General features: G+C 44.4%; 14 protein-coding genes. 4 read left to right on the forward strand and 10 right to left on the reverse strand.

The features are described 5' to 3' along the window. Positions 1-12: 12 nt before the first annotated feature. On the reverse strand, positions 13-273 hold the full coding sequence (locus WCV65_RS17300) for a hypothetical protein (RefSeq protein WP_338778189.1): 261 nt from the start codon (positions 271-273) through the stop codon (positions 13-15). Positions 274-488: 215 nt separating this feature from the next. Here WCV65_RS17300 and WCV65_RS17305 point away from each other — a divergent pair, with 215 nt between their 5' ends. Further along, positions 489-1,070, forward strand: coding sequence for a transposase (locus WCV65_RS17305; RefSeq protein WP_338778191.1), 582 nt, complete (start codon positions 489-491; stop codon positions 1,068-1,070). Positions 1,071-1,082: 12 nt separating this feature from the next. On the opposite strand, the gene WCV65_RS17310 is transcribed toward WCV65_RS17305, so the two are convergent. Then, positions 1,083-1,445, reverse strand: coding sequence for an iron-sulfur cluster assembly accessory protein (locus tag WCV65_RS17310; protein WP_338778192.1), 363 nt, complete (start codon positions 1,443-1,445; stop codon positions 1,083-1,085). 72 nt (positions 1,446-1,517) lie between these two features. Continuing rightward, positions 1,518-2,375, reverse strand: coding sequence for a diaminopimelate epimerase (dapF, locus tag WCV65_RS17315; protein ID WP_338778194.1), 858 nt, complete (start codon positions 2,373-2,375; stop codon positions 1,518-1,520). 219 nt (positions 2,376-2,594) lie between these two features. Between dapF and WCV65_RS17320 the strand changes: the two genes are divergently transcribed. After that, positions 2,595-3,284, forward strand: coding sequence for a DUF2225 domain-containing protein (locus WCV65_RS17320; protein WP_035411121.1), 690 nt, complete (start codon positions 2,595-2,597; stop codon positions 3,282-3,284). Between the two features lie 41 nt (positions 3,285-3,325). Here the strand turns inward: WCV65_RS17320 and WCV65_RS17325 are convergent, their stop codons facing one another. Beyond that, a complete protein-coding gene (locus tag WCV65_RS17325; RefSeq protein ID WP_338778198.1) occupies positions 3,326-3,562 on the reverse strand; it encodes a YuzB family protein in 237 nt (78 codons plus the stop codon). Between the two features lie 303 nt (positions 3,563-3,865). On the opposite strand from WCV65_RS17325, the gene WCV65_RS17330 reads away from it, so the two are divergent. Further along, entirely contained in the window at positions 3,866-4,933 is a 1,068-nt protein-coding gene (locus tag WCV65_RS17330) for an NAD(P)/FAD-dependent oxidoreductase (RefSeq protein WP_035411127.1), read from the forward strand. Positions 4,934-5,193: 260 nt separating this feature from the next. On the opposite strand, the gene WCV65_RS17335 is transcribed toward WCV65_RS17330, so the two are convergent. Both WCV65_RS17335 and WCV65_RS17340 read right to left on the reverse strand, forming a co-directional pair. After that, positions 5,194-5,436, reverse strand: a complete 243-nt coding sequence (locus WCV65_RS17335; protein ID WP_338778200.1) for a hypothetical protein — start codon at positions 5,434-5,436, stop codon at positions 5,194-5,196. Positions 5,437-5,546: 110 nt separating this feature from the next. Continuing rightward, the gene (locus WCV65_RS17340) at positions 5,547-5,861 is read right to left on the reverse strand and encodes a YuzD family protein (RefSeq protein ID WP_338778202.1); all 315 of its coding nucleotides are present in this window, start codon (positions 5,859-5,861) and stop codon (positions 5,547-5,549) included. Between the two features lie 166 nt (positions 5,862-6,027). Here WCV65_RS17340 and WCV65_RS17345 point away from each other — a divergent pair, with 166 nt between their 5' ends. Beyond that, positions 6,028-6,300: a NifU family protein gene (locus WCV65_RS17345; protein WP_231889972.1), complete on the forward strand. Its 273-nt coding sequence runs from the start codon at positions 6,028-6,030 to the stop codon at positions 6,298-6,300. Between the two features lie 45 nt (positions 6,301-6,345). Here the strand turns inward: WCV65_RS17345 and WCV65_RS17350 are convergent, their stop codons facing one another. The 4 genes from WCV65_RS17350 to WCV65_RS17365 form a co-directional block, all read right to left on the reverse strand. After that, the gene (locus tag WCV65_RS17350) at positions 6,346-8,307 is read right to left on the reverse strand and encodes a S9 family peptidase (protein WP_338778205.1); all 1,962 of its coding nucleotides are present in this window, start codon (positions 8,305-8,307) and stop codon (positions 6,346-6,348) included. A gap of 102 nt (positions 8,308-8,409) precedes the next feature. Further along, positions 8,410-9,339, reverse strand: a complete 930-nt coding sequence (gene thrB, locus WCV65_RS17355; protein ID WP_035411140.1) for a homoserine kinase — start codon at positions 9,337-9,339, stop codon at positions 8,410-8,412. Beyond that, the gene (gene thrC / locus WCV65_RS17360; protein ID WP_338778207.1) at positions 9,336-10,397 is read right to left on the reverse strand and encodes a threonine synthase; all 1,062 of its coding nucleotides are present in this window, start codon (positions 10,395-10,397) and stop codon (positions 9,336-9,338) included. The genes thrB and thrC overlap by 4 nt, the downstream gene beginning before the upstream one ends. After that, positions 10,394-11,692 carry a homoserine dehydrogenase gene (locus WCV65_RS17365; protein WP_338778209.1) on the reverse strand — a complete coding sequence of 433 codons (1,299 nt, stop codon included), beginning with the start codon at positions 11,690-11,692 and terminating at the stop codon, positions 10,394-10,396. The genes thrC and WCV65_RS17365 overlap by 4 nt, the downstream gene beginning before the upstream one ends. Between the last annotated feature and the right edge of the window lie 122 nt (positions 11,693-11,814).

Below are 11,814 nucleotides of genomic sequence, written 5' to 3' on the forward strand. Positions count from 1 at the left end.
CCATTTTTGTATTCATATTTGGCATCGGTGGTTTTGAGTGGTTTGCCTGGCATTCATTAATTTTGGCGGTTTGAATGGCATTCTTGCCTGGCATTCATTAATTTTGGCCGCTTGCCTGGCATTCTTGCCTGGCATCCATGAATTTCGGCCGTTTGCCTGGCATTCATGAGTTTCGGCGGTTTGCCTGGCATTCTTGCCTGGCATCCATGAGTTTTGACGGTTTGCCTGGCATTCTTGCCTGGCATTCATGAGTTTTGACGGTTTGCCTGGCATTCTTGCCTGGCATTCATGAGTTTTGACGGTTTGCCTGGCATTGCATAATAATTGGCGGTTTCCAAGTTTCCAAGTAATTTAAAAGATTTAATAGCTTGAAACTAATTTCCGTCCTAAATCCTTCTATATAATTTTACGAATTTTTTACATATTATTAACAGGTGTTTACGGCATGTTGTAGAATACTTCTTTAAAATAATGAAAGGCGGGAGTCTATGCCAAAGCCACGAAATTGGAGTCTTAAACCTGGATCCATTTATCACATTGTATCAAGGGGAATACGAAAAACTGCTTTATTTGAAGATTACCGCGATAAGGACCACTATTTGAAAATTCTCCAGGAAGTCCAGCATAAGTACCCCTTCAAGCTCCATTCCTTCTGTTTAATGAAAAATCATATTCATCTACTGATTGAAGTTATTCAATACCAGCCAAATGTAATTATGCAGCAGTTAAACTTTCGTTACGCCCGATATTTCAACGGGAGGCATCATTATAGAGGCCATCTATTCGAAGGCAGATTCTACGCTGACCCCATTACGACCATCTCCAAATTCCTCAACACAACCCGCTACATCCATTTAAACCCCTACAAAGCCATGGCCGTCCAGCAGGCGGAAAACTACAAATGGAGCAGTTACCCTTATTTGGTCAAGAGCCTTGAATGCGCGATTCTCAATAAAGACAAAACTCTAAGTCACTTTCCCCATCCTTCAGAAGAAAACTATAAGAATTTCGTTGAAGAATTAAAATGGAGTGAGAAAGAGGAAGGACACGAAAAAAAGGCCCTGAATTAGGACCTTCTTACCTCAGCACTCTTCCGGAGTACCCTTATTTGTTGCTGTCACAAACGATGACCCGCAGCCGCATGAGGCGATGGCGTTCGGGTTATCAATCGTAAATCCGCCGCCCATCATGGATTGCTTGAAGTCAATGATGGTGCCTTTTAGTGCGGGTGCGCTATCTTTATCAATCAGGACGGGGATGCCGAAGAATTCGAGTTCGACGTCGCCTTCTTGTTTTTCGTGGTCAAATCCCATTCCGTAGGAGAGTCCGCTGCAGCCGCCGCCTTTGATTCCAACGCGGAGGAAGGCATTTTCTTCTTCGTGTTCTTTCATCATGTCTTTTATTTGAAAGGATGCTGCTTCTGTAATTGTAATTATTTCAGCCATGTGATCACTCCTTTTTATAAATGGCTATAGGTTAAGTATACATGGTGAGGTGGTCAGACTCAAATTCTTGAGCTAGCGGATATGGTACGTTCCTTCAGCGATGACTTCTGCGGGGCCGGTCATTAGGACGTTTCCTTGTTCGGTCCAGTTAATAATCAAATCTCCGCCTGCCAGGTGGACGGTGATGTCTTCACCTCTTGGGGATTTTCCATTCAGTACAGATGCGACAGCAGCGGCGCATGCTCCAGTTCCGCATGCCTGGGTGATGCCGGATCCTCTTTCCCATACCCGGAAGTTCAGTTCATTTTGGTTCACGACTTCGATAAATTCGACGTTGATTCCGTTATGGAATCTCGGATCTTTTTCAACGGATGGGCCGAGTGTTGTCAGTGGTGCTGTTTGGATATCATCTATATAAAAAATAATATGTGGATTTCCCATTGATAGTGCGGTAATTTCATAAGCTTCTCCCTGGAAGATCATGTTTTCGGCTATCGCGGTTTCTTCAGGGGCTCCATCCATTGGAACGTCTTTTTTCTGAAGTCTTGGTTTTCCCATATCCACGGTTACTGCTTGGACCTGATCGCCGCTGAGATGAATTTTAGCTTCTACTAAGCCTGAGAGTGTTTCAATTTTAAAGACAGTTTCAGCTGCAAGCTTGTGTTCATAGGCGTATTTTGCGACGCATCTTAATCCGTTTCCGCAGTTTAGGGCCTCTGAGCCATCATTATTAAATACACGCATTTTGACTGGAGCCTGTTCGGATGGGCAGATGAGGATCATTCCATCTGATCCTATTCCTGTGTATGGATTGGCGACTTCTCTTGCAAGCCGGGGAAGGTCTGATTCATTCAGGATTTCTTCAAACATGTTGACATAGATATAATTGTTGCCGAGGCCATGCATTTTTGTAAATTGAAAGGTCTCCATTTTCTGTCCTCCAAAAAAATGATTTCTATAAGTATAAAGTTTGCGGAGGCGGTCTACAATAGGAATATCCCCCGTTTGAATAGAACGATAAGAACTCCTTGCGACTTTAGTAAGGAGTTTTTATTTTTTCTGTTTAGCTGGATTATACATGATTCAGGTTTTCGCTGTCTTTTTATGGTATAATAGAACTACTTTATTGAATTCGAAAGGAGAATAAGAATGGGAAATGCTCATTTGTATGACAAAAATACTACTTGTGTTCTATGCGATTTTTCCTTCAAAACTAAAAAACTCCGTTCTTCATTCATCCGTATTGAGTTCAACGATTCGGATTTTTACTCTAAATACAAATCAGAAAGCTGCAACCCGCTTCTATACTATGTATCGGTGTGCCCGAATTGCGGATTTTCATTTTCTGATGAGTTTTCTCCTCAATTATCCGTTCCAGCCAAAAAGCATCTAACTGAGCATGTATGGAATCACTGGGCAAAGCATGATTATTGCCAGGAAAGGTCCATGCAGGGTGCCCTTTCAGCTTATAAGCTTGCGATTTACTGCGCTGATCTTAAGCATGAAAAACATTCGGTGAAAGCCGGTTTGCTTCACCGTCTCGCCTGGATGTACCGTTCGGAGGGCACTGAGGATCAGGAAATGCGTTTTTTGGAGCTTGCTCTTAAGGAGTACATTCAATCTTATATGATGGAAGATTATGCAGGCACGAAAATGACGGAAATGAGAGTGCTCTATTTAATCGGCGAGCTGAGCAGAAGAATCGGGAAGGAAACTCAAGCGGTAAGGTACTTTTCCCGTATAATCGAAAACCAGAGCCAGACGCTTGAAAAAGGTTTGGTAGAAATGGCTAAGGACAGGTGGCAGGAAATGAGAGAGGCCAGAGCTCTTGTCCAATAGTTTATAGAAAAGGATGGCCTCGGGAGGCCATCCTTTTTATATTAGAACATCGGATTCTCTTCCAGATGCTGATAGATATTTTCAACGAGCTGGTCGGGGGTTTCGCCAGTTACGGCTTCACCGTTTACAAGGGCATACATGGATTCGAAGCATTTGCCGCAATATCCAAGACAGCCGTATTCCACGATATCTAAGTTTGGATCCTTTTCGAGCGTTTCAAGTGCCCGCTGTGATCCGTTTGCCAGATTGCTTATGCAAAATTCAATTATCGGCTTCATGCTATCACCTCTCTAATTCTTTCTTATCCTACCCTGTTTCGATAAAAATCGTCAATGTTTATTGGATAGAGGCTTCCAAAAGCTCTGTCCACTTTGATACAATTAACTTAACACATTTACGTAATAAGGTTGTACTATTCAGCACTTTTACATAGTAAGTGGATATTTTGCCGGGGTATATTGTGATTTTGCAGCAAATTCGATATACTATTTAGTGGCATTTTGAAAAGGTTTTCTTTAATTTTATCAGTTTAGAATACTATTTTTTTATTAATTCCCATGGGGAGAAGGGGAAATCCGCATATGAAAAATCTAGTAATTCTTGGCGGCGGGTATGGGGGAATGAGAATTCTTCAAAGACTGCTTCCAAATAACCTTCCAAATGATGTTCAAATCACCCTGGTTGATAAAAATCCCTATCACTGCCTGAAAACGGAATACTACGCGCTGGCAGCCGGAACTATTTCTGATCACCACATCCGGGTGGATTTTCCAGAGCATGAAAACCTGACTCATAAATACGGGGAAGTTGCTTCCATTGACCGAAAAGAAAAAGAGATTGTGTTCACGAATGGAGAAACGCTAGGCTATGATGATCTTGTAGTGGGTCTTGGCTGTGAGGATAAGTACCATGCTGTACCAGGAGCACAGGAATATTCATACAGCATTCAAACGATTGATCAGTCACGCAAGACGTATCGGAAGGTTAATGACCTGCCTGCAGGTGCAATCGTTTCCATAGTAGGCGCAGGTTTGAGCGGTGTTGAATTGGCAAGTGAACTGCGCGAGAGCCGTAAAGATTTAAAGATTAAATTATTTGATCGCGGAGCAACAATCCTCTCTATGTTCCCAGAAAGACTCAGCCGCTATGTACAGGGCTGGTTTGAAGATCATGGAGTTGAAATTATTAATGGCGCAAATATTACGAAGGTCGAGCCGAATGTTGTTTACAATCATAATGAACCTGTTCAAAGTGATGTCATTGTGTGGACAGCCGGAATTCAGCCTAGTAAAATTGTTCGCGAGATGGATGTTGAAAAGGATACACAAGGCCGTGTCGTGCTGACTCCTCAGCATTACATTCCGAATGATAAGAGCGTATTTGTGGTGGGAGATTGCGCTTCCCTTCCTTATGCACCAAGCGCCCAGCTTGCCGAAGCACAGGCTGAACAGATTGTTATTGTTTTGCTGAAACGATGGAAAAACGAACCGGAACCGGAATCATTCCCGCAATTTAAACTTAAAGGGATTCTAGGGTCGCTCGGTAAAAAGCATGGCTTTGGATTACTTAACGAAAAGCCGCTTATGGGCCGGGTTCCGCGCTTGCTTAAATCAGGAATTTTATGGATGTACAAGTTTCATAGAGGTTGATTGGTCATGGCGGAGGATACTTTCCGCCTTTTTTGTTTTGTTAAAGGCTTTGTTAAAGCAATATGTTGATTTTAAACACCTGTTGATAGGAGCGGAAGGCGTGAGACTCCGAGCTGAGAGCAGCGGGACAGGCGAGACGCCGCAGTGCAATCTGCAGCAGAGCTTTTCAAATTCGGGATCCCTCTTAAAAATCGCAAAAAAAAGCACTCTCATCAGAGTACTTCCCCAAACTAACGATTCATTTCACAAGGAAGTACCGGTTACGCAGTAATCCATGAATACTTCATCATTGCCTTGCTGACTGCTTTTGATTTTGATGGGTCGGCTGAACTGGTATGGAAAACTCCATTCTGATCTGTAACGTACACTTTGTATTGCAGCTTTCCTTTTCCGTCTTTCTCAAGATGAATATCAATCATGCACTTGGTTTGATTGATTTCATATTCATATGTGTGATTTCGGATGACTGTATGATTTTTCAGTGCGTTCATTTTATTATTCATGATATAGCCTCCTTTTTGAAAACTATACCATGAAATAGGTCATTTTACTTAATTAATTTTGAAAATTAAGGTGCTGAAATGGTCGAATACTCCCGAATCCTTACCGAACTTTATGCTCCCTTTACGAGACCGAGTTTTTCAAGCTCTTCACAAATTGTTTTAAGCCGGGGATTGCCCTCTCCAACCACATTGCCGTTAATGACGACGAGGGGATAAAAGTATTCATCGTTTTGAATTTTTTCGGCTATTTCTTTTTTTTCACCTTCAAGATCGGGGTTATGGATGTCTATATAGGAGACTTCAATGAATTGATTTGGGTATTTTCTTGAGAGTGCTGCACTAAGCCACTCTTGTGTCTCTTTTGATGAAGGCATGTTTACACAGCTTGGACATAATACTTCTGCACCATATACTTCGATGTTCATGGTTTTCCCCCTCCGCGGTCAATGCTTTTCTTCATTGTATTCGATTTGCGCGCTTTTTGCATATGTTTTTAACAGGCATCATTTGTCCGTAGGTTTCTCGAAAAAAATGTGATACAATAGGAGAAAATATGGAGATTTCCGAGTCTCGGCATTCGATTTTTTTAACATGCCGGAATATAATAGTGGCAGGAAGGAGACGATAGCTATGGAAGAAAATCAAAGAGAACAAGTACAGGAAGTACTCGATAAATTGCGTCCGTTTTTGCTTCGCGATGGCGGAGACTGTGAACTGGTGGATATTGAAGATGGAATTGTAAAACTTCGTCTTTTGGGAGCTTGCGGAAGCTGCCCAAGTTCAACAATTACACTGAAGGCTGGTATAGAGCGTGCATTGCTTGAAGAAGTACCTGGTGTAGTGGAAGTTGAGCAAGTATTTTAATGAATGAGAAGAAGCCTCCGGTTTTTACCGGGGGCTTCTTTTTTTTTACACATGCTCATTAAACCATGCAGTGATCGCGTTCAGCCGCTCTACCCTCAGCAAAGGATGGCCGCTTCGGGATAGCTCGTGATTTTGTTCAGGAAAACGAATGAATTTTACATTTTTGCCTTTTCTCTTCAGAAGGATATAAAGCTGTTCTGCCTGCTCGATTGGACATCTGTAGTCCTTTTCGCTGTGAAGGATGAGAAGCGGCGTGTCGATTTCATCGGCATATTTCAGCGGAGAGTGGTCCCAAAGCTTCATGGCATCACCTGGCATAGTTCCGCCTACTTCCCATTCTGTGAAGAACGTGCCGATATCGCTCACTCCGTAAAAGCTGAGCCAGTTGCTGATGGATCGCTGGGTGACGGCCGCTTTAAAGCGGTTTGTATGGCCGACAATCCAGTTCGTCATAAATCCGCCGTAGCTTCCGCCTGTTACACCTAGCCGTCCCTGGTCAACAAACGAAAAATCCTCAAGGGCAGCATCGACTGCCGTCATTAAATCCTTGTAATCACTGCCTCCGTAATCGCCTCGGTTTAAATTCACAAAATCCTGGCCATATCCATGGCTTCCGCGCGGGTTTACGTAAAGAATGGCGTAGCCCTGTGAAGCGAGGACCTGAAATTCGTGAAAATAAGTGTTGGCATACATCATATGAGGTCCTCCGTGAATCTGCAGAATCAGCGGGTATTTTTTACCCTCTTCCATTACCGCAGGCTTCATGAGCCATCCATGAATGCTCCATCCATCTTCCGCTTCTGCTTCAAACGCTTGTGGAGCTGAAATTAAGGTACCCTCCAGCCATTGCTGGTTCAGATGGGTAAGCTTCACAATTTCTCCTGTTCGAAAGTCCGCTTCAAAGAGCTCTGATGGTGAAATGGGTGTACTGATTGAAAGCACGCCCCAGTGCTCTGAAGGGTGCATTGCAAGCCCGCTAACATGCTCTTCTTCCACTCGGACGGGATACATCAATCCTTCAATCGAACCGTAATAGACTCCCGTGCTGCCCCGATCCGTTACGATCAGATAAAATCCTTGAGAATCTGCTGTCCATTGAACATCCGGAGAAACCGCTCCATATAAGGAGTCACTTACAGCAGCATCACCTGCGTACATATCCCATTCACCAGTCAGGCATTGCAGCGTTTCATGTTCCGTATTGTAGAGCCAAAGCTTTTGAAGGGTAGCACTTTTATATTCCTTCTCATGCCCGAAAAACGCCAGGCAGCGGCCATCAGGAGAAAATTGAGGTTTGGAGAAAATACCTCTTCCTCCCGTTATGTTTTTGTCCGCTCCGGTCTTTAAATTCTTAATATGTATATCCGAAACAAGTCCTGTACCTGGAATTTCGGGTGGTGTATGGACGTATGCAAGCTGTCCGGCTGACACAGAAGGACTTTCAGCATCTCCTTCGCAGCTTACCAATTCTCTTGTTTCCCCTGTGCTCAGATCAAGTTGAAATAATCTGCTTTTTCTGCCCCGGATGAATCCATCCCGGTCAGATTTGTAGCGGATTTGCGTCACTTCAAGTGGCACAGGGTATTCCGGTTTCTTTTTTGGATTTTCATAGGAATCGTTTTCCGGTAAATAGGTCAGAAATAGAAGGCGGTCCTCGTCGATCCATAACGGATTCGATACGCCGTGACTGGAAAAGGTAAGCTGTCTGCCTTCCCCGCCGCCGGCTTTCATCACATAAGCTTGAGGAGTTCCTGAACGGTCTGATATAAACGCAAGATTTCCCCCTGATGACCAGCGCGGAGAATGATTTTTATTTTCGCCAAATGTCCATTGCTCCATTGCTTGAGTGTTCCTGTTGATTACATGCAAATGGGACTGATAGGTATGTGTTTTTTCTATAATGGATGATACGGTATAGACGATTTGGCTGCCGTCCGGCGAGATACGCGGATCAGCAGGGGTCTTTATTTTATATAAATCCTCTGATGTTATTTTTCGATCGGTCATTATGCGCACTCCTCCTTATTGCCATTATACTTGCTTCGGCAAATTACATGTTAGTTTTATGGCACCGCTAAAAAGACACGCAGGATTCAGCGTGTCTTTTTATCATACGTTTCCCGAATGGTTATAGCTTGAAAAGCGTTCGACCGTACTGCCCTCCGAAGGAACAAACAGAAGGTCTGCATGACAGTCAGGAAATTGCCTGCGAAGCAGATCAGCAAGCCTTTGACCTTCTCCCTTTTTCGCAAAACTGATCACTGCGGGGCCGGCTCCGCTTAGTGCTGTGCCATAGGCGCCGGCTTTTTTGGCAGCAGCTGCAACAAGTTCTAATTCAGGTGTCAGCGTTCCTCTGTATGGCTGGTGAAACAGATCCTTCTCCATCATCTTTCCTGCAAGCTTCCAGTTGCCTGTCATGAGAGCAGCGACGAGCAGATTTCCGACAGCTCCCGCTTCCACTGCTGATTTAAATGGCAAGGCTGCCGGGAGTACGTCTCTTGCATCCTTTGTAAAAACCTTGTATGACGGAACGACGACCACTGGGTCCATTTGGAAATCAGGCAAGTGAACGATGCTCGTTTCATCTTTTTGGTGGAGTCCGATGACCATTCCGCCATACACGGATGCCCCTGCATTGTCCGGATGTTCTTCCTCAAGACTTGCAAGCCTCGCCTTCTCTTCAAGAGTAAGAGCGAGTCCGCATAATGCATCTGCAAGCTCCACTCCTGCAACGATGGCAGCAGCACTGCTTCCGAGCCCTCTGGCTACAGGAATATCACTCCATACCTTAACATGACAGGCGGGCATCCTGCTCCCATACTCAGAAGCAGTCCGCTCCGCTACCTGATAAATAAGGTTTTCCTTTCCCTCAGGCAACCCGGAAGTTTCAGGACTTTCTGCTTCAAAAAACCATGAATCTGATAAAGAAACAGTCAAAATCAAATATTTGCTGAGCGCAAGTCCGATGGAGTCAAAGCCCGGCCCAAGGTTCGCTGTGCTGCCGGGTACTTTAATTTTAAGCATCTCTCCTTCTTTCATACCGGCTGTACTCCTTTAAGACGCTCTAAAATACTCTCTTCCTCATTCGGGAGAAGAATTGGTTTAATTTCATTATAATCAATGGCCGTATTCGGATCCTTCAAGCCATTGCCAGTCAGAACCGAAACAATCCGGACCCCTTTAGGAATCTCTCCGCTTTTCAGCTGTTTCATGACCCCTGCAATCGACACGCATGAGGCGGGCTCTGCAAAAATACCTTCTGATCTGGCAATAAGCCTGTATGCCTCCAGTATTTCATTGTCCGTTACCTCATCAATCTTCCCGCCTGACTGATCTGCCGCTGCAACGGCGAGCTCCCAGCTGGCAGGATTGCCGATACGGATGGCCGTTGCAATCGTTTCCGGCTGATCGATGACCTGTTTGCGTACAATCGCAGCAGCACCTTCCGCCTCAAATCCTCTCATTTGGGGCAATCCGGTTTGCTTTTCTTGATGATATTCCGTAAATCCCTTCCAATAGGCTGATATATTGCCTGCATTTCCGACTGGAATGGATAGGATGTCCGGTGCGCTTCCCAGTGCATCACAGACTTCGAAGGCAGCTGTTTTTTGTCCTTCAAGCCGATATGGATTTACAGAGTTCACTAATGTAATCGGGAGCTTCGCGCATACACTGCGGACAATCTTAAGAGCATCATCAAAATTTCCAGGAATGGAGTAAATTTCGGCACCATACATAACCGCCTGTGCAAGTTTTCCAAAAGCAATTTTGCCTTCAGGAATGACAACAATGCTTTTCATTCCCGCTCTTGCAGCATAGGCTGCGGCTGCGGCAGAGGTATTTCCAGTGGATGCGCACATAACGGTATTGCTCCCTGCCTCTTTCGCTTTGGCAACGGCCATGACCATACCGCGGTCTTTAAAAGACCCTGTCGGATTCGTTCCTTCAGTTTTCACATACCAGTCGACTCCGAACTGTTCGGACAGTTTAGACAAGCGAATAAGGGGCGTATTGCCTTCATTTAAGGTAAGGGCAGGTGTGTCCTCATTAACCGGCAGATAGTCCTTGTATGCTTTTAGAAGTCCTTCCCAGCTCATACTCCGCCATTCCCTTCGACTCTGTATGTGCTTTTAACCTGAGAGACCACTTCAAGTTCATCCAGCTGTGTTTGAATTTCAGAAAAATCCTTTTGGGAGGCATGGTGCGTCACGATGACGATTTCTGCAAGCTCGCTGTTTTTCAGCGGCAGCTGAAGAATTTTTTCGAAGCTTACTCCCCGCTCTGAAAACAGACCGGTAATTTTCGCTAATGCCCCTACTTGATCCTTCACATGAATTCTTAGGAAATGCTGAGCGAAGATTTCTTCCGCCTTCTTCATCTGTTTTTCATATTGGGGGGAAACAGCGCTTCTTCCGTTCACTCCGAGTCTCATATTCTTCATAACTCCAACTAAATCAGAAACGACGGCTGTAGCTGTCGGCATACTGCCTGCACCCGGACCGTAGAACATCGTTTCCCCTACCGCTTCTCCATATACATACACAGCATTGTATTCATCATTTACAGCTGCCAGCGGATGATGATCCGGCAGAAGGGTCGGCTCAACACTGACTTCAATTTTGTTTTTATGCCGATGAGCAATGCCAATCAGCTTCATTGTATACCCAAGCCGCTTACTGTAATTGATGTCATCATCTGAGATCGCTGAAATCCCTCTTACCTGGACATCTTTTAAATCTACATTCATGGAGAATCCAAGACGTGCGAGGATTGCCATTTTCCGCGCTGCATCAAGTCCTTCCACATCCGCTGTAGGATCGGACTCTGCGTAGCCTAACTGCTGAGCCTCTTTTAGTACATCTGAATACGGACTTCCATACTTGCTCATTTTCGTTAAGATAAAGTTGGTTGTTCCGTTTACTATTCCCATCATTTTTGTAATACGGTCTGAAGCAAGTCCGTCTACAAGGCTCCTCAGGATTGGAATTCCGCCTGCCACGCTCGCTTCATAAAATAAATCACAGCCATTTTTAGTAGCTGCAGCAAGGAGTTCTGAACCGTAAAGAGCCATTAGGTCCTTATTAGCCGTAACAACCTGTTTTTTTTCATTTAAAGCGTCCAGCAAATAGTCTTTCGTCTGCTCGATTCCGCCCATGACTTCAATTAATACGTCTACGTCCTTATCCAGGATGACTTCATATGGATCCGTTGTGAGTAATGAGGGATCCACATCCACCATACGCTGCTTATCCTTCTCGCGAACGAGCACTTTTTTTACTTCCACTGGACAGCCAACCAGATGCATTAGTTTATCCTGATGCTCGCGAATGATTTTGACCACCCCGCTTCCTACCGTACCTAATCCGAGCAGTCCAACTTGAATAGCTTTCATCTGAATGGTCTCCCCTCTCTCAAAACACAAATGTCCTCCCGGAGAATACACTTGTATTTATGTAATAGACATTTTATACATAGTTGCATTATAAATCCCGTCATATTATTTTACAAGGCTGA

Source organism: Metabacillus sp. FJAT-52054 (assembly GCF_037201815.1).
In the GTDB taxonomy this organism is placed as follows: domain Bacteria; phylum Bacillota; class Bacilli; order Bacillales; family Bacillaceae; genus Metabacillus_B; species Metabacillus_B sediminis.

Bases quoted from the DNA above. Each gene is read 5' to 3' on its own strand.
- WCV65_RS17330 (WP_035411127.1), top strand. From the start codon at position 3,866: ATGAAAAATCTAGTAATTCTTGGCGGCGGGTATGGGGGAATGAGAATT.
- WCV65_RS17340 (WP_338778202.1), bottom strand. From the start codon at position 5,861: ATGAACATCGAAGTATATGGTGCAGAAGTATTATGTCCAAGCTGTGTA.
- WCV65_RS17305 (WP_338778191.1), top strand. From the start codon at position 489: ATGCCAAAGCCACGAAATTGGAGTCTTAAACCTGGATCCATTTATCAC.
- WCV65_RS17335 (WP_338778200.1), bottom strand. From the start codon at position 5,436: ATGAATAATAAAATGAACGCACTGAAAAATCATACAGTCATCCGAAAT.
- WCV65_RS17320 (WP_035411121.1), top strand. From the start codon at position 2,595: ATGGGAAATGCTCATTTGTATGACAAAAATACTACTTGTGTTCTATGC.
- WCV65_RS17300 (WP_338778189.1), bottom strand. From the start codon at position 273: ATGCCAGGCAAACCGTCAAAACTCATGAATGCCAGGCAAGAATGCCAG.
- WCV65_RS17310 (WP_338778192.1), bottom strand. From the start codon at position 1,445: ATGGCTGAAATAATTACAATTACAGAAGCAGCATCCTTTCAAATAAAA.
- thrB (WP_035411140.1), bottom strand. From the start codon at position 9,339: ATGAAAGAAGGAGAGATGCTTAAAATTAAAGTACCCGGCAGCACAGCG.
- WCV65_RS17365 (WP_338778209.1), bottom strand. From the start codon at position 11,692: ATGAAAGCTATTCAAGTTGGACTGCTCGGATTAGGTACGGTAGGAAGC.
- WCV65_RS17345 (WP_231889972.1), top strand. From the start codon at position 6,028: ATGCCGGAATATAATAGTGGCAGGAAGGAGACGATAGCTATGGAAGAA.
- WCV65_RS17325 (WP_338778198.1), bottom strand. From the start codon at position 3,562: ATGAAGCCGATAATTGAATTTTGCATAAGCAATCTGGCAAACGGATCA.
- thrC (WP_338778207.1), bottom strand. From the start codon at position 10,397: ATGAGCTGGGAAGGACTTCTAAAAGCATACAAGGACTATCTGCCGGTT.
- dapF (WP_338778194.1), bottom strand. From the start codon at position 2,375: ATGGAGACCTTTCAATTTACAAAAATGCATGGCCTCGGCAACAATTAT.
- WCV65_RS17350 (WP_338778205.1), bottom strand. From the start codon at position 8,307: ATGACCGATCGAAAAATAACATCAGAGGATTTATATAAAATAAAGACC.